Here is a 21,777-nt window from a genome sequence, read left to right as displayed (position 1 = left end):
ATCGGCGTGGAGTTTGCACGGGCGGCCGTTTGAAACCCGTGAGCAAACCGCTAGGCCGGCTCAAAAGGCGCTTACATCAATGCGGCTCCGGACAGGGGCCGACTGCAAACCGCCGTTCTCTCGAGGAGTCTGCCGTGGCCGACGTGGTGTCCGTCGTGCTGATCGTCGCGGTGTTCGCCGTGCTCGCCCTGGTCGTCAAGGGGGTCGAGCGCCTTGAGCGCTGACAACGTCATCGGCCTGGTCGTCGCCGTCGCGTTGACCGTGTACCTGGTGGTCGCGCTGGTGAAACCGGAGAAATTCTGATGCCTGAGAACGAGCGCAGCGAGATCGACGGCTCAGAGAGGGCGCAGTGATGTCCGTGGCTATCGCCGGCTGGCTGCAGGCCGGTCTCCTCGTGCTCGCCCTGGCGGCCTCCTACCGTCCGCTGGGCGACTACATGGCGCACATCCTCACCTCGCCCAAGCACTGGCGGATCGAGAAGTTCCTGTACCGCCTGATCGGGGTCGACGGCGAGGCCGACCAGACCTGGTCGGTCTACATCCGCTCGGTGCTGGCGATCTCCGTCGTCGGCGTGCTGCTGCTGTACCTGATCCTCAGACTCCAGGCGCACCTGATGATGTCGCTGGGCATGCCCGCGATGCAGGCGAACCTGGCGTACAACACCGCCTCCTCGTTCGTGACCAACACCAACTGGCAGAACTACTCGGGCGAGAACACCCTCGGGTATACCGCGCAGTTCGCGGGGCTCGCGGTGCAGAACTTCATCTCCGCGGCCGTGGGTATCTGCGTGGTCGCGACCCTGATCCGCGGGTTCGTGCGCAAGCAGACCGATCGGGTCGGCAACTTCTGGGTGGATCTGACCCGGCTGAATCTGCGGCTGCTGCTGCCGTTCTCGTTCGTGGTGGCGATCGTCCTGGTCGCCTCCGGAGTGGTGCAGTCGCTGGCCGACCCGCACACGATCACCACGGTCACCGGCGGCCATCAGACGCTGTACACCGGCGCGACCGCCTCGCAGGAAGCGATCAAGGAGATCGGGACCAACGGCGGCGGCGTCTTCAACGCCAACTCCGCGCACCCGTTCGAGAACCCGAACGCGTGGACGAACTGGCTTGAGATCTACCTGCTGCTGGTGATCGGGTTCTCGCTGCCGCGCACCTTCGGCAAGATGGTCGGTTCGCACAAGCAGGGCTACGCGATCGTCTCGGTGATGGGGATCATCTGGGCCGGTTCCGCCGCGATCTCCACGTGGATGGAGGCGCGCGGCTGGGGCGCGGCGGCCAAGCTGGCCGGCGGCGCGATGGAGGGCAAGGAGGTGCGCTTCGGTATCCCTGCCTCGGCCTTGTTCCAGACCTCGACGACGTTGACCTCGACCGGGGCGGTCAACTCGATGCACGACTCGTTCACTCCGCTCGGCGGTGGGATGGCGCTGTTCAACATCCTGCTCGGGGAGATCGCGCCCGGCGGGACCGGATCAGGGCTCTACGGCATGCTGATCCTGGCGATCGTCACCGTGTTCATCGCGGGTCTGATGGTCGGGCGCACCCCGGAGTATCTGGGCAAGAAGATCCGCCCGGCCGAGATGAAGTACGCGGCGCTCTACATCCTGGCCACCCCGGCGGTTGTCTTGATCTTCACCGGCATCGCCATGGCCGTCCCGAGCGCGCGCAACTCGATGAACAACGCCGGACCACACGGCCTGACCGAGGTGCTCTACGCCTACGGCTCGATGGGCAACAACAACGGCTCGGCTTTCGCGGGGCTGAACGGCAACACGCAGTTCTGGAACCTGACCGGCGGCGTCGCGATGACCCTCGGCCGCTTCCTGCCGATGGTCTTCGTCGGGGCGCTGGCCGGCTCCCTCGCGAAGCAGAAGCAGACCCCTGCCTCCGCCGGAACGCTCGAGACGCACAAGCCGCTGTTCGTCGGCCTGCTGCTGGGCGTGGTGCTGATCGTCGTCGGCCTGACCTACTTCCCGGCGCTCGCGCTGGGCCCGCTCGCTGAAGGACTCCAGTAATGGCCGTCACCACACCCATCGCCCCGCAGACGGGACAGCAGTCGCCGGATCAGCCGCGCCGGATCGGCGGCGGGTTCCTGGACCCGAAGATGCTGTGGACCTCGCTGCCGGACGCCCTCAAGAAGCTGGACCCGCGGGTGCAGCTGAAGAATCCGGTCATGTTCGTGGTCGAGGTCGGCTCGCTGCTCACCACGTACTCCGCGATCGCGCATCCGTCGATCTTCGCCTGGTCGATCACCGCGTGGCTGTGGCTGACCGTGGTGTTCGCGAACCTGGCCGAGGCCGTCGCCGAAGGGCGCGGCAAGGCGCAGGCCGCCACACTGCGCAAGACCAAGACGCACACGGTCGCCCGGCGGCTCGCTTCCTGGGCGCCGGGCAACGCCGGAGCCGACACCGAGATCCCGGCCATCGAGTTGAAGCTCGGCGACTACGTGGTGGTCGAGGCCGGGCAGATCATCCCCGGTGACGGCGACGTCGTCGAGGGCGTGGCCTCGGTGGACGAGTCGGCGATCACCGGCGAATCAGCCCCGGTCATCCGCGAGTCCGGCGGCGATCGTTCCGCGGTCACCGGCGGCACCAGGGTGCTGTCGGACCGGATCGTGGTGAAGATCACCACCAAGCCCGGGGAGACCTTCATCGACCGGATGATCGCGCTGGTGGAGGGCGCGGCGCGGCAGAAGACGCCGAACGAGATCGCCCTGAACATCCTGCTGGCGTCGCTGACCATCGTCTTCCTGCTGGCCGTGGTGACGTTGCAGCCGCTCGCGTTCTACTCCGGCGCGCCGCAGTCGCTAGTCATCCTGGTCGCCCTGGTGGTCGCGCTGATTCCAACCACCATCGGCGCGCTGCTCTCGGCGATCGGCATCGCCGGCATGGACCGCCTCGTGCAGCGCAACGTGCTGGCCATGTCAGGACGCGCCGTCGAGGCCGCCGGCGACGTCAACACGCTGCTGCTGGACAAGACCGGCACCATCACCCTGGGCAACCGGCAGGCCAGCGAGTTCACCCCGATCGAAGGCGTGAGCATCGAGGAGTTGGCGGACGCCGCGCAGCTCTCCTCGCTCGCCGACGAGACGCCCGAGGGCCGCTCGATCGTGGTGCTGGCGAAGGAGACCTACGGCCTGCGCGGGCGCGAGGTACACGACGCGGCCTTCGTCGAGTTCACCGCCCAGACCCGCATGTCAGGCATCGACCTGCCGGACGGCCGGCAGGTGCGCAAGGGCGCCGCGACCGCGGTGATGAAGTGGGTACGCGAGAACGGCGGCCACCCCACGGACGCGGTCGGGCACATCGTGGACGCGATCGCCGCCTCCGGCGGCACCCCGCTGGTCGTGGCCGAGGTCGTGGACGGTCAGGCCCGGGCCCTGGGGGTGATCCACCTCAAGGACATCGTCAAGGACGGCATCAGGGAGCGCTTCGCCGAGCTGCGCCGGATGGGCATCAAGACCGTCATGATCACCGGCGACAATCCGTTGACCGCCAAGGCGATCGCGGACGAAGCAGGGGTCGACGACTTCCTGGCCGAGGCCACCCCGGAAGACAAGATGGCCCTGATCAAGAAGGAGCAGGAGGGCGGGAAGCTGGTCGCGATGACCGGCGACGGCACCAACGACGCCCCGGCTCTCGCGCAGGCCGACGTCGGCGTGGCGATGAACACCGGCACCTCGGCCGCCAAGGAGGCCGGGAACATGGTGGACCTGGACTCCAACCCGACCAAGCTGATCGAGATCGTGGAGATCGGCAAGCAACTCCTCATCACCCGCGGCGCGCTGACCACCTTCTCCATCGCCAACGACGTCGCGAAGTACTTCGCGATGCTGCCGGCCATGTTCGCCGGAGTCTTCCCGGGCCTGGGCAAACTCAACATCCTGCACCTGCACAGCCCGCAGTCCGCGATCACCTCCGCGATCATCTTCAACGCCCTGATCATCATCGGACTGATCCCCCTCGCCCTGCGCGGAGTGCGCTACACCCCCTCCTCCGCCTCGGCTCTGCTACGCCGCAACCTGTGGATCTACGGCTTCGGCGGCCTGATCATCCCCTTCGTCGGCATCAAGCTGCTCGACCTGGTGATCCAGTACCTGCCCGGAATGGGACACTGACCATGAACCGTCTTCCCGCCCCCGTCCTGCGCCACCTGGTCGCTTTGCGCGCGATGCTCGTCTTCTCGGTGATCTGCGGCATCGCCTACCCGCTGCTCGTCACCGGTGTTGCGCGAGCGGCGTTCAGCAAGCAGGCGAACGGCTCGCTGATCACGAACGGCAAGGGCCAGAGCGTCGGCTCCAGCCTGCTGTGCCAGGAGTTCGTCGACGCCAAGGGCAACCCGCTGCCGCAGTACTTCCAGCCCCGGCCCTCCGACGCCGTCCCGTCCGGCGCGCAGAACGACTACGGCTGCGACCCGGCCCAGTCCGCCGGCAGCAACCTCGGCCCGAACAGCGACAGGCTGGTCAAACTGATCAAGGCGAACCAGCAGACGATGTCCGCGTTCGACTCGGTCGCCGGCTACAGCGTCGCGCCCGACCAAGTCGCCGTGGACGCCGTCACCGCCTCCGCCTCCGGCCTGGACCCGGACATCAGCCCGCTCAACGCCGCGCAGCAGGAGCACCGCATCGCCGCCACCCGCGGCATCCCCCTCGCCCAAGTCGACGCCTTAGTGAAGAGGTATACCGGCGGCCGAGACCTCGGCTTCCTCGGCGAGAGCGGTGTCAACGTGCTGCAACTGAACATCGCACTGGACACGCAGTACCCGTACACGGGCAAGTAACAGAAGAGCAGTGACCGGTTGCCGCGGGCGCACGCCGCCCGCGGCACCGCCGACTCGAAGGACCGGCGACGCATGCGCGGCAAGCTGCGGATCTACCTGGGTTCCGCACCCGGTGTGGGCAAGACCTACAAGATGCTCGAGGAGGCGCACCGCCGCCTCGAGCGCGGGGCCGACGTGGTCGCCGCCCTGGTCGAAACGCACGGACGCAAGAACACCCAGGCCCTGATCGAGGGTCTGGAAATCGTGCCGCCGCTCACCCGCGCCTACCGCGACCGCGAATACCCGGAAATGGATCTGGACGCAGTTCTGACCCGCCGCCCCCAGATAGCGCTGGTCGACGAGCTGGCGCACACCAACATCCCCGGCGGGCGGCACGAGAAGCGCTGGCAGGATGTGCAGGAGCTGCTCGACGCCGGCATCGAGGTCATCGCCACCCTCAACGTCCAGCACCTCGAATCGCTCAACGACGTCGTGCAGCGCATCACCGGGGTACCGCAGCGCGAGACCGTGCCGGACGAGGTCGTGCGGGCGGCCGACCAGATCGAGCTGGTGGACATGTCGCCCGAGTCGCTGCGCCGACGGCTCGCCCACGGCAACGTGTACGCCGCCGAGAAGATCGACGCGGCGCTGAGCAACTACTTCCGCGTCGGCAACCTCACCGCGCTGCGCGAACTCGCGCTGCTGTGGACCGCCGACCGCGTCGACGAAGTCCTCACGAAATACCGCGAGGACCACCGCATCGACGCCGTGTGGGAAGCGCGCGAACGCGTCGTCGTCGCCTTGCCCGGGGACGATACCGGCGAACTGCTGATCCGCCGCGCCGCCCGCATCGCGCAGCGCTCTATCAAGGCGGTGTTCGATCAAAGCGTGAGTTCCTCGAAGGCGGGAGGCGCCGGCGCGGAACTGATGGCCGTGCACATCGCCCGCTCCGACGGCCTGGCCGCCGCCACCAGCCCCACCGCCCTAGCCGCCCAGCGCCACCTGGTCGAATCCCTCGGCGGCAGCTACCACACCATCGTCGGCGACGATGTGCCCAAAGCGCTGCTGGAGTTCGCCCGCGCGCAGAACGCGACTCAACTGGTGCTGGGCACCTCCCGGCGCGGGCGCTTCAACCGGTTCCTGACCGGCAGCGGCATCGGCGAGACCACGATCCAGCTCTCCGGCGACATCGACGTGCACATGGTCACCCACGAGGAACAGAACGACACCCGCCGCCGGATCGCCTGGCTGCCGCCCAACCCGCTGCGCGAGGCCGCCTGGGGCCAGGGACGCTGGCGCGGCCCGCTCGCAGCCCTCCTCGCCCCGCCCGCGCTGACCGCCGCGCTCACGCAGGTTCCCCGCGGGCTGAACCTCACCAGCCAAGTGCTGATCTTCCTCGTGGTCACCGTGGCCATCGCCCGGCTCGGCGGCCTGCTGCCGGCCCTCATCGCGGCCGTGTGGGGCTCGCTGCTGCTCAACTACTACTTCATCCCCCCGGTCCACACCTTCACCATCGCCGAGACCAACAACATCATCGCCCTGCTGGTCTTCGCGATCGTCGCACTCACGGTCGCCTCCGTGGTCGATCTGGCGATCAAGCAGGCCCGCCGCGCCGCCAGCGCCTCCGCCGAGGCAGAGACCCTCAACGCCTTCGCGGTCTCCGTACTGCGCGGCGATTCAGCCATAGCCGCATTGCTCGAGCGTTTCCGAGAGACCTTCGGCATGGCCTCGGTCGTCATGCTCCAGCGCGCCACCACCGACAGCGGCGGCACGGCAATCCATCTGCCCGACGACAACGACGACCCCGGGCGCTGGAGCGTGGTCGCCTCGACCGGCGCCGACTGCGCCACCTGTCCCGGCCAGGCCGACACGGTGGTGGAGGCCGGACCCGACGCCGTGATCGCGCTGCGCGGGCGCACCCTGCCGGCCGCCGACCAGCGTGTTCTGGCCGCCTTCGCCGCCCAGGCCACCGCCGCACTCGACCGCCGCCGCCTGGCCAAGGCCGCAGCCGAGGCGGCCAACCTCGCCGCCGCAGACAAGCTGCGCACCGCGCTGCTCGCCGCCGTCTCGCACGACCTACGCACCCCGCTGGCCGCAGCCAAGGCCGCGGTGAGCACCCTGCGCGATCCCGACCTGAACCTGCCGCCCGGCGATCGCGCGGAACTGCTCGAAGCCGCGGACGCCTCGCTCGACCGGCTCACCCGCCTGGTGGAGAACCTGCTGGACATGTCCCGCCTGCAGTCCGGCGCCCTCAAACCGCGCCTGGAGAGCGTCGAGCCCTGCGAGATCCTGCCCCGGGCCATCGACGACGTACCCGAGGCCGCCGGCCGCGTCGCCCTCGAACCCGGCGAAAGCGGCGTGTCGGTCCTGGCCGACGGCCCGCTGCTGGAGCGCGCCGTGGCCAACCTGGTCGCCAACGCAGCCCGGCACACCGACTCCGCGATCACGATCACCGTCTCGGCGCTCGGCAACCGGGTGGAGATCCGGGTGATCGACCGCGGCCCCGGCATCCCGCAGGCCGACTGGGACCTGGTCTTCCGCCCCTTCCAACGCCTCGGCGACCATGACAACGGCGCCGGCACCGGCCTCGGGTTGGCCCTGGCTCGCGGGCTGACCGAGGCGATGGGCGGCACCCTGGCCCCCGAGGAGACCCCCGGCGGGGGCATCACCATGGTCCTTTCCCTGCCCGCCGCCCCGATCGCACCGCCCCTCGTCGAGCAGGAGGCCACTAGGTCATGACCCGCATCCTGGTCGTCGACGACGAGCAGCAGCTGCTGCGCGCCCTGCGCATCAACCTCACCGCCCGCCGCTACGAGGTGCTCACCGCCCCCGACGGCGCCACCGCCCTGCAGGCCTGGACGCGATACACGGGCTCGCCCACGGCATCGAGGTGTTCGCCGCCCAGACGTTCATCGGATTGGCCGCCGGGATTTTCGGCGGCCTCGGACTGAGGGAATTCACCCGCCGCGTGCCGCTACCCGGCGAGGGGCTCCACCCGCTGCGGGTGCTGGCCGGAGCGCTCGGCCTGTACGGCGCCGCGGCGAGGCAGACCGTGCCGCCTCAGAGGTGTTTGGGCTGTCCGTTGGCTTCGAGTACTGACATCCACAGATCGCCGTGCGGGTCGACTTGGTTGCGGGTGGCGGTGGCCAGGGCGATGGGCAGGTGGATGAAGCGTCCGTGCCAGCGGGCGACGACCATGGAGGTGAAGCCGGCCATGCCCGCGTGCGCGGCGGCTTGGGCCAGGCGGGTGCAGTAGACGGCGTCGAACGCGTTGGCGGGCACCGAGCGTATGGCGTATCCGGGATCGACGTAGCGCAGCGAGAGCGCCGTGCCGTGGTCCACGAAGTGACCGGTGAGGCTTTCGCGCAGTAGGGTCCCGATGTCGCCGAGGCGCGCGTTGCCCGACGCGTCGGTTTCGGCGGACTGGGGGAACAGTTCCTGGCCGGCGCCCTCGGCGACCACGACCACGGCGTGGCCCTGCTGCTCGACGCGTTTGCGCACGCATGTCAGGAAACTGTCCAGTCGGAACGGAACCTCGGGGATCAGGGTGAAGTCGACGTCGTGGTTGGCCAGCGTGGCGTAGCAGGCGATGAAGCCGCTGTGCCGGCCCATGAGCTTGACCAGGCCCACGCCGCCCGCGGTGGACGCCGCCTCGGTGTGCGCGGCGCGGATGGACTCGGCCGCGCGGGCGAACGCGGTCTGGAAGCCGAAGCTCTGGTCGATCCACGGTATGTCGTTGTCGATGGTCTTCGGGATGCCGACCACCGCGAGCGGCAGGGCGCGTCCGGCTGCCTCGACGGCGAGCTTCTGCGCGCCGCGCAGGGTGCCGTCGCCGCCGATCACGAACAGCATGTCGACTTGGTATCGCGCCAGGGTCTCGACCATCGCGGCCGGGTCCTGGCCGCCGCGGGAGGTACCGAGGATTGTGCCGCCGCGATTGTGGATGTCGCGCACGAACTCGGGCGTGAGGGTGAGCGGCGTCGATCCGTCGGTCAGTCCGCGGTATCCGTTGCGGAAGCCCAGCACGGTCTTGACCCCGTAGGCGTTGGCCAGTTGCAAGACCAGCGCGCGCACGACGTTGTTCAGTCCCGGGCACAGGCCGCCGCAGGTGACGATGGCGGCGGTGACGGCAGTGGGCTCGAAGTAGAGCTTCCCGCGCGGGCCGCCGGGGTTGAACGCAGGCAGGTCGCCTGCGGCGCCGCGGCGTTTGGCGACCCCAAGGGTGTCGTCGAGCAACACGCGGTCGGTCTCCGTGACGTAGTGCACGCTCTCCTCGCGACCGCCGAGCAAGTCGCGCAGCGGCGTGTCCACAGTGCGTTCGCCGAGCCGGGAGACGGTCAGATCATCGGCGGTGATAGCGAGCAGGTCGGCGGTGTCCATAGCAAACACGTCCCTTGCGAAGGCTTCGCCCCGCACCACGTATCAGCGCGCTCTGACACGCGGGCCACGTGCACCGCAGCGTAGGACGCCATTGTTTCGCCGATATGGACGATAACTGCGCACCTGTGTGAATCCTGGCTCGGGGGAAGCGTGCTCGACAGCGCGGCCGGCCAGGCTCTCGTCTGACCGGGGAACCTGAGCCCGAGCACGATGCGTTCGCGCTGGCAGTGAGCGTCTGCCGCCTCGAATGGATTTATACGGATTTGAACGCGCTCTCGGGCGGAATCGGCGAGTCCTCGCTGGTTGGCGGCCGCGCTGCGCCAATGCCGTTATGGTATCCGGGTGACCGCGGAGACGACCGGACGGGGGCGCGCGAACGCTCCTGCGCAGGAAACCACCGCCGCGATGTTGAGGCGGCGGGCTGCCGCACTCTTTCCTCAGGACGCTGCAAGCCGGGTTGGCGCTTGGCACGTGACGCTGGGCGTAGTCTTCGTACTGTCGGCCGCAGCGCTGTCGTTGGCCCGGCAGGGCGGCCCGGGGGCGCTGGACTCGATCTGGGCGGAAGACGGGTCGCACTACCAGTTCGCCTTCAACCACGACGCGATCCACGCGCTGTTCACGCCGGTCAACGGCTATCTACTGCTGGTACAGCGGATCGTCCTGTCGGTGATCGCGCTCTTCCCCGTCGCGTGGGCCGCCGCGCTCATGGCCGTCTTCGGCGCTCTGGCGAGCTCCCTTTGCGCGTTGCTGGTGTACCACGCTTCGGCCGCCCTCGTCCCTTCTCGCGTGGCGCGCGCGTGCATTGTGCTGCCGATGGTGATCATTCCGTTCGGCGAGAGCGAGGTCGGCAACAACGTAGTCGACACCCAGTGGTATCTGACCTACAGCTTGTTCTGGATGCTGTTGTGGAATCCGCGTACCCGCGTGCGGCAGGCGCTGGCGGCTGTCGTGATTTTCGCGGCGGTCGGCAGTGACCCGCTCGCGCTCGCGTTCCTGCCGCTGCTCGGCCTTCGGTTGTGGAGCCGGCCGCTGCGGGAGTCGGCCTGGCAACTCGGCGCAGTTGCCGCCGGCGCCGCGTTCCAGGGCGTAGGCGTGGTTCGGGGCGCGCTCGCAACGCGTCCCCCGGTGCACGATTACAGTGCCTCCTTCGCCTTGCATGGCTATGTGCGCTACGTGGCCGGCACGACGTTGGCCAGCTCACGGGAACTGGCTCACCTCGGGCTGTCCGGAGCGTTCGCAGCGGAGTTCACCGGTCTGCTCGCGGCCCTCGCCGTCGCGTGCGCGGCACTGCTGCTGGTCAACCGCGCCGCGAACTGGCCGCTCGCGGCGATCTGCGCGGTGTCCGGTCTCGGCTTCTACTGCCTCGTGACCATGCAGGGTGGGGCGTACACAGACCGGTATGCCGTCGTACCGCTACTGTTGCTTATCACCGCGCTCGCTGTGCTGAGTAGTCCTGTCGAGTCACGCCGCGGCACTCGGGGTGCTGCGATGCGAACCTACCTGCCGCTGGCTGCGTTGTCCGTGCTGGTCGTCGCCAACCTGGCGGCCAATTACCGGGGCGGCAGCGAGCCGCGCGCGACTGCACCCTCGTGGAGCAGCCAGGTGACGGCGGGCCGGGCCGCATGCCAAATCCCGGGGACCCGGGAGGCTCGTCTGCAGGTGGCTCCCGGCGGTGGCTGGCACGTCACGGTGCCGTGCTCGCGCTTGACCGGCCTCCCGGCCAAGAGCGCCTCGGCACCAAGGCGGCGCTGATCCGCGGCAGCTGGCAGCGGTTGATTCCGCGCTCCACGTCATCTCGTAGCCCGTTCGTGTCGGCCGCGGCTGGTGTATGGCACGCACCTGAGCCGCTTCGCCGTCGACCCGACGTCCCGTTTAGCTTCGGTTCCGGCACGGCGATTCGCGGATCGCCGGACCGTTATGGTGAGGGAACGGGCGAAGCCACTCCCGCCGGTCAGGAAGTCGGGCGCTCACGGCATGACCGTCGCGATCGCGATCGCGATCTCGATGTGCGGTCGTTGACGCTGGTGATCTGGCCGGCTCCTCGTCTAGACGGCGGTCTAGTCGGACCGGCTGACGCCCAGCCCTCGATCCCAGCAATAGCATCCGAACTCGCGAATACGACCGCTAAGATCAGGGTTCTTCGAATATCGTGACGCCCGCGGGAATCCGCACGCCGGGCGGCCGGGGCTGCAGGGTATAAGGACCCGGATTGGCGGCGGAAGCTGGTTGTCAGCGGCCCTTTGGCACGGCCCGCCCCCGGACACGCGGCCTTTCCGGTAGCTGCGATGAGGCCTGGTTGCCGGCCCGGCTCGCAGGATCAACTCTGGTCAACCAGGCTATGGGCGTTCGGCTCTCCTAGAGAGGTGCGTGCCTTTACACTGAGATCTTGGCGGGTGGTCCGGGCTTCTGGGGGGAAGACAATGCTGTTCAAGCACAGGCGTCTATTGGAAGACTTGCGCAAGAACGGCCGCAAGGCGACGGCCGAGGTGCTGTCGGTCACGACGCTGGGCGTAGCGTCGCGCGGCCGGTCTTCCCCGGACGAGGACCTGACGCGCACTTGGTACGACTGCAGGATGGTGCTGCGGGTCATCCCCGAGGATCGCGCCGAGCCACCGTTCGAGGCGACCGTGCTCACTCGGATCCACACCCTCAAGACCTCGGGCTCGCACGTCCCGGTCTGGTACGACCCGGCAGACCACGCGAAGCTCGCCGTCGACTACGAGGCCGACGCCGAGCGGATCATGAAGGGCTTGGTCGAACTCAAACGCCTCGACGGCCTGCTGGATCGATCTTCGCACCGGACCGAGCAGCGGCTCGGTGTCGCCTGGACGCCGGTCGACGACGTGCTCGTGCCGATCGAGGCGGCCTCGCACGCGGGCGACGGCCGGGTGCAGGTCACGGACTGGCCGGTAGAGGCGGTCCACCAGGCCGCGCACGAGGCCGTCCGGTTCGTGCGCGCGAATGCCGCGACCTTGCTGCCGCCGCGAGACGGCGGCTGGGATGCCTGGTTCGCCGGGCGCGACTTCCGGATCTTCCAGCCGCAAGGTCCGGTCCCTGCGACCGAGGGTGCTGTCGACGCGTCGAATATCGGCATCGGTGTCGCGCTCGCGGTGATCTCGGGGCTGACCGGCCGCATGGTGCGCAGCGAGGTGTCGGTGGCGGGAGTCCTGGCGTCTTCTGGAGAACTGTTGCCGGTAGCCTCGCTCAAGGACAGTGCGAGCGTGGCCAGAGCCGGCTTCGCCCAGCGCCTGGTCGTGTCGGTCGGCAACCAGCATCAGCTTGAGCAGGTGCCCGCCAAGTTGAAACAGGACCGCCTCTTCGAGATCGTCTTCGCGGGAAGCCTGCAGGACGTGATACGCCTCTCGCTGACCAAGAAAGTAGTCAAGGGTTTCCAAGCTCCCTCCTGACCGGGCCGGTGGCTCGAGTGGTTTTCTCCCGACTGCGTCATTGAGGCTTCAGCGGATAGAGCGCAGCCACCCGATACGTCATTTGACCACTGTTGAGCGGCTGTTGAGCGGATCGCCAGGTCGGCGGTGATCGTCAATGGACATGTGGAGATAGGGGTATCCGGCCAGCCCGCCTCAACTACAGGCTGACACTGGAGGTCTCTGAGCTTGGGTGACGTGGCTCTGCGTCGAGTCGCGGGGCGGGCGCGCGACCTGAGGTGCGTGCGCTCCGCTGTGCTTTTGCTTGCGCCGGTTGTAGCGCCGGGACGGCTGCGGGCGTGGGGCGGGGTCAATACGATGAGCCTGGGTTCGAGTGCTGAGATCCTCTGACGATGGCAGAGGTGCGTTCAGGAGGTTGAGATGCGTTTGCAGCGTTGGGAGTCTGTTCGCCTGCCGGTCGGGCGGGTGCGTTTTGCCGGTGTCGGCCTAGCCGTGCTAGGCGCGGTGGCGCTGGGCTTGGCCGTCGTTCCGGCCTGCGGGGGTGGCGGTGCCACCGGGGATAACGTCGTGTATCTGCAAAATTCCGGGGCGCACCTCGTCGGGGTCGCGGCGGCGGTCAGCATCGCCCCGGATGCTCAGGGTGGCGGCGGCGTCGGAGATAACTAGGCAGCGCTCCGGCGGAATCGTATGGTTCCTCGCCCTCCACGTGACTCAGGGTGCATGCTTGATGTGAACGGTGCCGCCGAAGTAAGGGCCCTTCGGATGGGTCGAACGTGGGCATCGGCGGTTCCCGTGAATAACGGAGGAATCATGAGCAATGCGTCCAGGACGCTCGTGGCATTCGCGGCAGCCGCAGTCGTCGCGCTCACGACCGTTGCGGGGTCGGCATTCGCCGCGACGGGGAGCGCCCGGCCGGGCGCCATCACACCGAACGCCACGGCGATCGAGTACGCCGCGGGGCCGAACGCGACAGCGATTGAGTATGGCGTGACACCGAACGCGAGCATGGTCGAGTACGCGCTGTAGTGAGCGAGATGCTCCTCATGGCGCGCTGGGAGGAGTCGCACTTCGCGTAGTCAGCGATGCTGGCTACTGTCCGGCCGCTGGTGGACGGGTCCAGCAGAATTGGAGCATCGTCTCGCCGAACCAGCGGTCGGTCGGCCCTTGATTGACCATGCCGAGCCGTGCCGCGACGGCCTGCGACTTGGCGTTGTCCGGATCGGTCAGTGCCAGCACCCGGTCCGGGCCGTCCGCCGGCAGCATCGCCAGCAGCGCCGCGGCCGCCTCGGTGGCCAGCCCGCGTCCCTGGACATCCGGGTGCAGGTGCCAGCCGACCTCGACCTGGTCGGTCGGGCCGTCGCCATCGGTCAGCGGGAGCAGCAGCACCGTTCCGATCGGGACATCCGAGCCGTCCGGAGCGGTGGAGCCACCGCCCAGGGGATCAAGTTCGACCGGAACGATCGCCCACAACCCGTATGGCGCCTCGAAGCCATCGTGGAACTTGCGCCAGCCGAGCAGCCGCTTGCGTGCGTCCCCGATGTCGGTGACCGGGCGGCGCGGATGCGCTCCGAGCCACCGCGCGACCTCGTCGCGCGAATAGATATCGAAGAAGGCAGCCACGTCCTTCTCAGCCCACGGCCGCAGAAGCATCCGCTCGGTGCGCAGGAGTTCCACCGGCGCAGGATATGCCTAGCGCGCATCGGAGTTACGGGCTACGAGCGTGAACCGCGATGGTGGGTGTGAACTACGGCTTCGGCAGACGATCAAGCGGCGGCGGGGTCGCCGTATGAAAGTTGCGCGGTGCGCCGCTGAACACATCGCCGCACGGGTCCCGAACCGAAACCGGCCTGAAGAGCACGTATGAGCTTGCCGGCAAGCGAAACGGGCGAGCCGGGCAAGCGCCTTTACCCAGCTGCACTTCCTCTGGGGTGGGCGTTCTTGACAGTCCAGCTCCTCAGTCCAATCATCACCGATGGCTGGAAGCGCTTCCAGTCTATGGAGATCAAGCAGTTAGATCCTTCTCGGCTGGTGCAGGTCAGAGCCTAGGGAGAGGTCTGCAGATAGTGGGTTTGTCGCTGGAAGCGCTTCCAGCTTGGTTGCTCGCCCGTCTTGCTATACGCGCATCCGGCCGGGGAAAGGCGATGACGCCCGGACCGGCCGCATCGTCAGGAGGTCCCTCGTGTCTTTCGCGGTTAACAAGCCATTCCGTCTCCTCCTAGCAGCGCTGGCCGCGTGTGTGCCGCTCACGGTGGCGGCGATCCCCGCACACGCCAGTTCTTGGGGCAGCCCGCAGAGCCTGAGCTCCCTCGGTTCGTGGAACGTCGTCAGCGGCCGGTGGACAGCCAACAACGAGTTGGAGACCTACTCGCCCAGCTGCGTCTGGTACGACGGCGGCACCCTGATGATCAAGACGTACAAATCGGGCGGCGTGTATTACTCGGGCCGCGTGGAGTCTAAGGCCCTGTACAAGTACGGCACCTACAGCTTCACCGCGAGCATGCCCAACGGCGACGGCCTGCTGCCCGCGGTGTGGGGCGCCTACCTGAACCCGTGGCTGCCCGAGATGGACGCCGCGGAGATCGTCGGTTCGAGGCCCAACACCGTCTATCAGACGTTCCACGACGCGAGCAACAACCAGACTCAGTGGTCCGCGAACAACTCCGGCGGCTGGACGAACGCCTTCCACACCTACTCGTTCACCTGGTGGCCCGACCACATCGACTTCAGGGTGGACGGCTCCCTGACCGGCACCAAGTGGTACACCACCGCGCCCGGTGTCGGCATCCACTTCATCGTCGACACCGCCGTCGGCGGCAACTGGCCGGGCAACCCCGACTCCTCGACATGGGCCACTGGCGATGGGGCCAGGTATCTGAAGGTCTCTTCGATCACCTATACCCCTTACTACCCGTGACAGGTGTATCAGTGTACGAACAGACGCTCAAGGGTCATTGAGCAGCTGTGGCGGTGGCGGCGGGGGCTTAGTGAGATATATTTGCTAAGTCCCTGTCCGCTCCGGGACCGTGCGCTGTACCGGCCGCTGAGGGGGAGGCTGCATGACGAGCGGCCCGGTCGCGGCCGGCAGGTCGAAGACGCGCGGCGTCGTGCTGGACCTCATCCGCGCCGCGCACACCGTCAGCCGGGTCGAGCTGGCGGCGAACTCCGGACTGACCCCTCCCACGATCACCCAGGTCGTACGCGAGCTGATGGAGCACGGCCTGGTCGTGGAGGCCGGGCGCGGCGCCTCCACGGGTGGCAAGCCGCCCACGCTTCTGCGACTCAACCCGCAGGCCCGCTACAGCGTCGGAGTGCTGTTCGAGCGCAACATCTGCGTCGTGGTCGTCACCGATCTGGCCGGCCGGCCGGTGGCCAGGACCTCGTTCCACGGAACCGAGCTGCTGCCGCCCGAACTGGCGTTGCCGTTGGTCGCTTCCCGAGTGGAGGCGCTGCTGGGCACAGTCGGCGTGGAGCGCGGCAAGGTGCTGGGGGTGGGGTTGGTCAGCTACGGCCCGCAGGATCGCCAGGCGGGCGTGTTGCTGACCCACCAGCCCACCGCCGAGTGGTTCGGCTATCCGATCGCGCCTCAGCTGTCTGAACTGCTCGACCTGCCCGTGCTGCTCGACAACGACGCGGCCGCGGCCGCGATCGGCGAGTACTGGCTCGGCGCGGTGGAGCAGAGCAGCACCTACGGCTGCATTTACATGGCCAGCGGCATCGGCGGGGCCGTGGTCAGCGCGGGCGGGATCTACCGCGGAAGTTCCTCGAACAGCGTGGAGATCGGCCACATCAGCATCGACCCGGACGGCGAGGAGTGCGACTGCGGCAATCGCGGCTGTCTGGAGAACTACGCCGGACCGGGCGCGGTCATCAGGCAGGCGTTCGCGACCGAGGGGCTCGCCCGGCGCCTGGGGCTCGACCCGCTCGGGATCGACTGCCTCGCCGACTTCGCGCTGATCGCCGCCGCGGCAGCCGACGATCCGCAGGCGCGCGGGCTGATCGAGCGCTCCGCCGGCCATCTGGCCGTCGGCGCGGTGACGATGGCGACGCTGTTCGACCTCGACCTGATCGTGCTTGCCGGGCCCAGTTACGCCGCGGCCGGCCCCACCTTCCGCTCGCTGATCGAACGGGAGGTGCAGCGGCGCAGTTTCGCCAGGCGGGCGCATCCGGTGGCAGTGGTGCAGTCGGTCAACGGCTCGGACGCCGCGGCGATCGGCGGAGCCGCGCTGGTCCTGCAAAGCGAACTGGCCATCCTCGATCTGCCCACATCCGGCTGACTCGCATGATCCGCCCGACTCGGCCGGAGTTGGCCCCAGTCGGCTCGAGCGCCGCTCGCGGACAGCTTTCCGCGGCCCGCCGTCGTAGGGCGGGCCGCGGCCTGCATCCGGTCTATGGGGTCTGGGTGAGCAGGTGGGCCTGCACGCCCTGTCCGTAGGTGACAGTCGGCGTGCCGCTCCAGTCCTGGATCAGCACGCTGCCACCTGAGCAGCCCCACGGGTCCCACGTCCACGCCTGGTACCCGACACCGTGGCTGTCGGCCCACGCCATCACGGAGTCGACATAGTCGTGTGCGCAGGAGTTCTGCCCGATCTCGCCGGTGTCGATGGGTACCTGGGCGGCCACCGGCGCCACCTGGGTGTCCCAGCAGCTGGTGTTCGAGCAGCCGTTGAAGTTGTACGAGTGCCAGGACGCGATCAGGTTGCCTGTCGGGTCGGTCGGCTCGTACTGCAGCCAGTGGCTCAGGTCGTTCGACCACTGGATGCCGCCGGCCATGACCACGTTGGTGGCGCCGGTTGAGCGCACCGCGTTGATGAGGCTCTGCATGCCGGCAACCTGGTAACTGATGCCGGTGCAGGTGCCTCCGTCACGCCAGCACGTCCACGAGTCCGCGGGCACGTAGCTGGCGGGCGCGTCCGGGTACGGCTCGTTGAACAGGTCGAAGACCACTGCGTTGTTGCCCTTGAAGGCGGTGGCCACCTGAGACCAGAACGTCGGCGCGTACTGCGCGTCGGGCATCGGCTTCTGACAGGTCGCGTGCGCGTCCGAGCAGGCGGTTCCGGGCCCTGTGTACAGGCCGTAGGTCCAGTGCAGGTCGAGGATGGGGTTGATTCCGTTGGACACCAGCAGATTCACGTAGTCCTTGACGTTCTGCTGATAGGTCGCGCCGCCGGGCGTCCCGTTGAGCCCCAGCCAGCATTCCTCGTTCAGCGGGATGCGCAGCGCATGGATATTCCATGTCTTCATTGCATCGACAGACGCCTGATCCACCGGACCGCCGTCCCACATGCCCTTGCCCTGTACGCACGCGTACTCGCCGCTAGAGCGGTCCACACCCAGCAGCCGGTACGTGGCGCCCGCCGCGGTCACCAGGTGGTTGCCTGCCACGTGCAGCGCCGGAGCAGGTCCGTGGTAGCCGCCCCCGCCGGAAGACGACGCCGACGGTGTGGGACTTGCCGAGGCGCTGGCTGACGCACTCGCGGACGCAGTCGCGGATGGGGTCGCCGATGCGGTCGCGCTGGCCGATGGGCTCGGGGTGCCCGTCGTCACGCCGCCTGTACATGCGACCCCGTTGATGCTGAACGAGGTGGGAACGGGGTTGGCGCCGCTCCACGCCCCGACGAATCCGATCGACACCGATCCGTTGGTGGGCACGGCGGCGTTCCAGCTCAGATTCGCCGCCGTCACGTGGGCGCCGGACTGCGCCCAGGTGGCGCTCCACCCCTGGCTGACCTTCTGGTTCGCGTCCGGGAAGTCGAACGCCAGCGTCCAGTAGGTCAGCGCACTGCCCAGGTTGGTCAGAGTCACCGCGCCTTGGAAACCACCGGGCCACTGGCTCGAGATGGTGTAGCCGACCGAGCATCCGCTGCTCGCCGCCGCTGCGGGCGCCATCGCGACCGTGGTGCCGCCGGCCGTGATCAGGCCGACCACCGTAGCGGTCGCGATGGCGATCCGTTTCTTCACAGGTTTCTCCTCTGACAGGCGAATCGGTCCCGACGGTCACGCATACTTAGTGAGACTCGGCTATGAAAGGAGTCGCCGATCCCACATGACCGCGAAGCAGGGCTGAGGGCTGAGTCGCGGGCCGAGGCCAGCGCTTATTGCCGGGCGCGGGCTCGCGTGAAGCGAAGCTTCCACCCGGCTACCTGTCAAGGTTTGTGAGTTTCACATCGTAAGTCGCCGCCGACGCTGCTTGTCACTCCGGGAGGACTAGCCAGCGCAGTCTCTTCGTCGGTGAAAGTTGCTTTGTCTAGAGCAGCGGCTGATGGCTTCAGGAGCCCTGCGGACGATGGTGCGTGCGAGCCAGATCGTCGGGCTCAGCGGTGCCCCTGATCGTTTGGCGCCACCGCGCTCCCGCAATCGTGATGAGTCTGAAACTTCCGCGCGTTGCGGCTGTCGCATCGAGTTGCCGCGTGGCCGCAACTGGTGGGTGCTCGTCATGGCGCAGCAAGAACGAAAGGGCCATCTAACAGGTACTTCTTCGAACCGGGTGGCGCTCATGCGCGCCTGGCCGCATCTCGCTCGGCGTTCGTGTCGCGTGGAGTGTCCGGGTTTGCTTGACATCTATCGTGACCGCGACTACTTGTGCAATCTGAAACATTCGACTGCCGACGCAGCTCCGGAAAGGTGCGTCCACGCCAATCCCGATGCCGCAACGCGTGCCACACACGGTCGACCGAAACGAAGGGAAGAGCCGAGTGTTCGATCTAGTACGTCAAGCTTGCGGCGCCGGCCAGAGGAGCGTGCGGCCACCGGACCGAGCACGTGACGACGGGACGGCAAGCAGAGATCCGCAGGCAATGAAGGGGTTTCGCCGCCACAGACTTCTCGGTCGGCTGGCCTCGGCAAGCGTCCTCGTGGCCTCCGTGCTGGTACCGATCACGGCGAGCCTGTCGGCAGCGCCGTCAGCGCAGGCGGCTGTTTCGCTTCCGTGCGACCTCTATGCGACAGGCGGCACGCCGTGCGTAGCCGCGTACAGCACGACCCGCGCCCTGTTCGCCGCGTATAGCGGGCCGCTATACCAGATTCAGCGCTCGTCGGATAAGACCTCTCTCGATGTGGGCGTCTTGGCGGCCGGTGGCTACGCCAACGCTGCCGCGCAGGTCTCGTTCTGTTCCGGCACGACGTGCACGATAACGAAGCTCTACGATCAGAGCTCGAAGCACAACGACCTGCCGATCTCATGGATCCAGTCGGACGTCGGTGCCGATGCCATGGCTCTGCCGGTGACCGTGAACGGCAACGCGGTCTACGGGGTGAAGGTTCTCAACACCTCCGCGGGGGCTGTCGGCTACCGCAACTTCAACACCCAGGGTGTGCCGACCGGTTCCCAGCCGGAGGGGATCTACGAGGTCACCTCGACCGCGCTGTACAACAGCACCTGCTGCTTCGACTTCGGCAGCGCCGAGAACGGCTGGCGGGACGACGGCGACGGCACCATGAACGCGATCGAGTTCGGCAGCGCGTGCTGGTTCGGCGGGTGCACCGGACCCGGGCCGTGGGTCGAAGCCGACCTCGAGCAGGGCATGTACAGCTCCATCACCGGGCCGAACAACGCCTCCAACCCGGGCATCACGTATCCGTTCGTCTCGGCGTGGGAGAAGAACAACGGCACGAGCAACTTCACTCTGAAGTACGGCAATGCCAATACCGGCAGCCTCACCACCACTTACTCAGGGGGATTACCCGCCGGCGGCTACTCGCCGATGCGCCTGGAGAACTCCGTGCTGCTGGGCACAGGTGGCGGCAACGACCACGGTGACACGGGAGAGTTCTTCGAGGGAGCCGTCACCGCCGGCTTCCCGTCAGACGCGACCGAGAATGCCGTCCAGTCCGAACTGACCTCAGTAGGCTACGCGGCGGCAACCGCACCACCCCAGGTCTTCCCAAGCGGCTACCACCGGCTCGTCGTGGGCAATGACGGCCTTTGCCTGGACTCTTACGGCAACACCTCCAACGCGGGTGCGGCGATCGACCAGTACACCTGCAACGGGCAGACCAACCAGCAGCTCCAGTTCGTGCCGACTTCCGGCGGCTATGGCGAGCTGCAGGTGGAGAACTCCGGGCAGGACGTGACCGTGGCGAACAGCTCGACCTCTCAGGGAGTGGCCGACATCGTCCAGGAACCGGTCAACGGCAACGCCGCCAGCCAGTGGCTGCCCTCGCAGCAGTCGGACGGCTCGTGGCAGTTCAAGAACAAGAACAGCGGACTGTGCCTGGACGTCTACGGGGCCGGGTCCAACAACGGCCAGCAGCTGGACCAGTGGCCGTGCAAGAACGCTCCTGGCACCAACCAGGACTTCACGCCCCACTGATCACCGACCGCGACCTGGGCCAGCGCCCGAGCTGGCCCAGGTCCGGCGTTGAACTCCTCCCCGGCCCGATCGTCGCAGCGCTCTTCATCTCCCGATCAGGTTCTTCGATGCCGACTGAGACGCATCAACGCTTGTCACGCGCACACGTGCGGGCGCGGACGGCGCCACTTCCCGGCCGCCGGCAACGGCCGCGCCGCATCAGCCGGCGGGTGATCCGTAATCCGCTGCCCGCCCTGGTGCTCGCGTTGTTCGCGATCTTCTTCGTGCTCCCTGTGCTCTGGCTGGTGCTTGCCGCCACCAAGACCGGCGACCGGCTCGTATACGGCAGCCCACTTTCCTTCGGCTCCTGGCACGCGCTGCGAGCCAACTGGGACGCGCTCACGAGGTATCAGGGCGACGTGATCTTCCTGTGGTTGCGCAACAGCGCGGTCTACTCGTTCCCGGCCCTCGCGATCACCCTGGCGGTGGTCATCCCGGCCGGCTACGCCCTGGCGATGACGGAGTTCCGCGGCCGGCGAACCCTGCTGACCGCCACGCTCGTGGTGATGGTGATGCCCAACACCACCCTGGTGGTGCCGCTCTTCCTGGAGATCAACGCCGCCCACCTGATCGGCTCCATGTGGTCGATCATCCTGCCCTACGCGTTCTTCCCCTTCGGCGTGTACCTGGCCTACATCTACTTCAGTACCACGCTGCCCAAAGCCCTCCTGGAGGCGGCGCGCCTGGACGGGTGCAGCGAGTTCGGCACGTTCCGCCGCGTTGCCCTCCCGCTAGCGGCTCCGATCGTCGCGCTGGTGGGGTTCCTCAGCTTCGTGGCCAACTGGACCAACTACTTCCTGCCCTACGTCCTGCTGCCCGAGAGCAACCAGTTCCCCGTCCAGGTCGGCCTGGGCATCCTCGCAGTGCCGAGGCCCGAACTCGCGCTGGCCACGCTGCTGGCCATCG

At 67.9% G+C, this 21,777-nt stretch carries 16 protein-coding genes and 1 pseudogene; 14 read left to right on the top strand and 3 right to left on the bottom strand.

Annotation, left to right across the window (positions count from 1 at the left end):
- The first annotated feature begins 213 nt into the window (after window positions 1-213).
- The 6 genes and pseudogenes from kdpF to VFB40_RS28640 form a co-directional block, all read left to right on the top strand.
- The gene (gene kdpF / locus VFB40_RS18670) at window positions 214-303 is read left to right on the top strand and encodes a K(+)-transporting ATPase subunit F (protein WP_324840786.1); all 90 of its coding nucleotides are present in this window, start codon (window positions 214-216) and stop codon (window positions 301-303) included.
- A gap of 49 nt (window positions 304-352) precedes the next feature.
- Window positions 353-2,014: a potassium-transporting ATPase subunit KdpA gene (gene kdpA / locus VFB40_RS18665; RefSeq protein WP_324852388.1), complete on the top strand. Its 1,662-nt coding sequence runs from the start codon at window positions 353-355 to the stop codon at window positions 2,012-2,014.
- Window positions 2,014-4,116: a potassium-transporting ATPase subunit KdpB gene (gene kdpB, locus VFB40_RS18660; protein WP_324852386.1), complete on the top strand. Its 2,103-nt coding sequence runs from the start codon at window positions 2,014-2,016 to the stop codon at window positions 4,114-4,116. The genes kdpA and kdpB overlap by 1 nt, the downstream gene beginning before the upstream one ends.
- A 2-nt stretch (window positions 4,117-4,118) precedes the next feature.
- Window positions 4,119-4,778: a K(+)-transporting ATPase subunit C gene (gene kdpC / locus VFB40_RS18655; protein ID WP_324852384.1), complete on the top strand. Its 660-nt coding sequence runs from the start codon at window positions 4,119-4,121 to the stop codon at window positions 4,776-4,778.
- Between the two features lie 72 nt (window positions 4,779-4,850).
- Window positions 4,851-7,496: a DUF4118 domain-containing protein gene (locus tag VFB40_RS18650; RefSeq protein WP_324852382.1), complete on the top strand. Its 2,646-nt coding sequence runs from the start codon at window positions 4,851-4,853 to the stop codon at window positions 7,494-7,496.
- Window positions 7,493-7,609, top strand: a pseudogene (locus VFB40_RS28640) (response regulator); the annotation flags it as partial. The gene VFB40_RS18650 and the pseudogene VFB40_RS28640, both read left to right, overlap by 4 nt.
- Window positions 7,610-7,817: 208 nt before the next feature.
- Here the strand turns inward: VFB40_RS28640 and VFB40_RS18640 are convergent.
- Window positions 7,818-9,137: an ATP-dependent 6-phosphofructokinase gene (locus VFB40_RS18640; protein WP_324852378.1), complete on the bottom strand. Its 1,320-nt coding sequence runs from the start codon at window positions 9,135-9,137 to the stop codon at window positions 7,818-7,820.
- Window positions 9,138-9,479: 342 nt separating this feature from the next.
- Here VFB40_RS18640 and VFB40_RS18635 point away from each other — a divergent pair, with 342 nt between their 5' ends.
- The 4 genes from VFB40_RS18635 to VFB40_RS18620 all read left to right on the top strand — a co-directional run bounded on the left by VFB40_RS18635 (window position 9,480) and on the right by VFB40_RS18620 (window position 13,549).
- The gene (locus VFB40_RS18635) at window positions 9,480-10,889 is read left to right on the top strand and encodes a hypothetical protein (RefSeq protein WP_324852376.1); all 1,410 of its coding nucleotides are present in this window, start codon (window positions 9,480-9,482) and stop codon (window positions 10,887-10,889) included.
- 533 nt (window positions 10,890-11,422) lie between these two features.
- Window positions 11,423-12,544, top strand: coding sequence for a S16 family serine protease (locus VFB40_RS18630; protein WP_324852374.1), 1,122 nt, complete (start codon window positions 11,423-11,425; stop codon window positions 12,542-12,544).
- A gap of 399 nt (window positions 12,545-12,943) precedes the next feature.
- Entirely contained in the window at window positions 12,944-13,189 is a 246-nt protein-coding gene (locus tag VFB40_RS18625) for a hypothetical protein (RefSeq protein ID WP_324852372.1), read from the top strand.
- A gap of 144 nt (window positions 13,190-13,333) precedes the next feature.
- Window positions 13,334-13,549 (top strand): hypothetical protein, encoded by a 216-nt coding sequence (locus tag VFB40_RS18620; RefSeq protein ID WP_324852370.1) that lies wholly within the window; start codon window positions 13,334-13,336, stop codon window positions 13,547-13,549.
- A gap of 63 nt (window positions 13,550-13,612) precedes the next feature.
- Here the strand turns inward: VFB40_RS18620 and VFB40_RS18615 are convergent, their stop codons facing one another.
- Entirely contained in the window at window positions 13,613-14,197 is a 585-nt protein-coding gene (locus VFB40_RS18615) for a GNAT family N-acetyltransferase (RefSeq protein WP_324852368.1), read from the bottom strand.
- 505 nt (window positions 14,198-14,702) lie between these two features.
- Here VFB40_RS18615 and VFB40_RS18610 point away from each other — a divergent pair.
- On the top strand, window positions 14,703-15,437 hold the full coding sequence (locus VFB40_RS18610) for a glycoside hydrolase family 16 protein (RefSeq protein ID WP_324852366.1): 735 nt from the start codon (window positions 14,703-14,705) through the stop codon (window positions 15,435-15,437).
- A 142-nt stretch (window positions 15,438-15,579) separates the two neighbouring features.
- The gene (locus tag VFB40_RS18605) at window positions 15,580-16,797 is read left to right on the top strand and encodes an ROK family transcriptional regulator (RefSeq protein WP_324852364.1); all 1,218 of its coding nucleotides are present in this window, start codon (window positions 15,580-15,582) and stop codon (window positions 16,795-16,797) included.
- 112 nt (window positions 16,798-16,909) lie between these two features.
- On the opposite strand, the gene VFB40_RS18600 is transcribed toward VFB40_RS18605, so the two are convergent.
- On the bottom strand, window positions 16,910-18,409 hold the full coding sequence (locus VFB40_RS18600; RefSeq protein WP_349261546.1) for a glycoside hydrolase family 5 protein: 1,500 nt from the start codon (window positions 18,407-18,409) through the stop codon (window positions 16,910-16,912).
- Between the two features lie 908 nt (window positions 18,410-19,317).
- Between VFB40_RS18600 and VFB40_RS18595 the strand changes: the two genes are divergently transcribed.
- The gene (locus tag VFB40_RS18595) at window positions 19,318-20,832 is read left to right on the top strand and encodes an arabinofuranosidase catalytic domain-containing protein (protein WP_324852360.1); all 1,515 of its coding nucleotides are present in this window, start codon (window positions 19,318-19,320) and stop codon (window positions 20,830-20,832) included.
- Window positions 20,833-20,939: 107 nt separating this feature from the next.
- On the top strand, window positions 20,940-21,777 hold an 838-nt coding region (locus VFB40_RS18590), incomplete at its 3' end, for a carbohydrate ABC transporter permease (protein WP_414642108.1).

The organism is Actinocrinis sp. (genome assembly GCF_035650855.1).
GTDB lineage: Bacteria > Actinomycetota > Actinomycetes > Streptomycetales > Catenulisporaceae > Actinocrinis.
This window is presented reverse-complemented; position numbering and strand designations above follow the sequence as displayed.

What these genes read in the sequence shown, in the direction of transcription:
- kdpC (WP_324852384.1), top strand. Translation starts at nt 4,119, where the DNA reads ATGAACCGTCTTCCCGCCCCCGTCCTGCGCCACCTGGTCGCTTTGCGC.
- kdpA (WP_324852388.1), top strand. Translation starts at nt 353, where the DNA reads ATGTCCGTGGCTATCGCCGGCTGGCTGCAGGCCGGTCTCCTCGTGCTC.
- VFB40_RS18625 (WP_324852372.1), top strand. Translation starts at nt 12,944, where the DNA reads ATGCGTTTGCAGCGTTGGGAGTCTGTTCGCCTGCCGGTCGGGCGGGTG.
- kdpB (WP_324852386.1), top strand. Translation starts at nt 2,014, where the DNA reads ATGGCCGTCACCACACCCATCGCCCCGCAGACGGGACAGCAGTCGCCG.
- VFB40_RS18620 (WP_324852370.1), top strand. Translation starts at nt 13,334, where the DNA reads ATGAGCAATGCGTCCAGGACGCTCGTGGCATTCGCGGCAGCCGCAGTC.
- VFB40_RS18595 (WP_324852360.1), top strand. Translation starts at nt 19,318, where the DNA reads ATGAAGGGGTTTCGCCGCCACAGACTTCTCGGTCGGCTGGCCTCGGCA.
- VFB40_RS18600 (WP_349261546.1), bottom strand. Translation starts at nt 18,409, where the DNA reads ATGGCGCCCGCAGCGGCGGCGAGCAGCGGATGCTCGGTCGGCTACACC.
- VFB40_RS18640 (WP_324852378.1), bottom strand. Translation starts at nt 9,137, where the DNA reads ATGGACACCGCCGACCTGCTCGCTATCACCGCCGATGATCTGACCGTC.
- VFB40_RS18650 (WP_324852382.1), top strand. Translation starts at nt 4,851, where the DNA reads ATGCGCGGCAAGCTGCGGATCTACCTGGGTTCCGCACCCGGTGTGGGC.
- VFB40_RS18605 (WP_324852364.1), top strand. Translation starts at nt 15,580, where the DNA reads ATGACGAGCGGCCCGGTCGCGGCCGGCAGGTCGAAGACGCGCGGCGTC.
- VFB40_RS18630 (WP_324852374.1), top strand. Translation starts at nt 11,423, where the DNA reads ATGAGGCCTGGTTGCCGGCCCGGCTCGCAGGATCAACTCTGGTCAACC.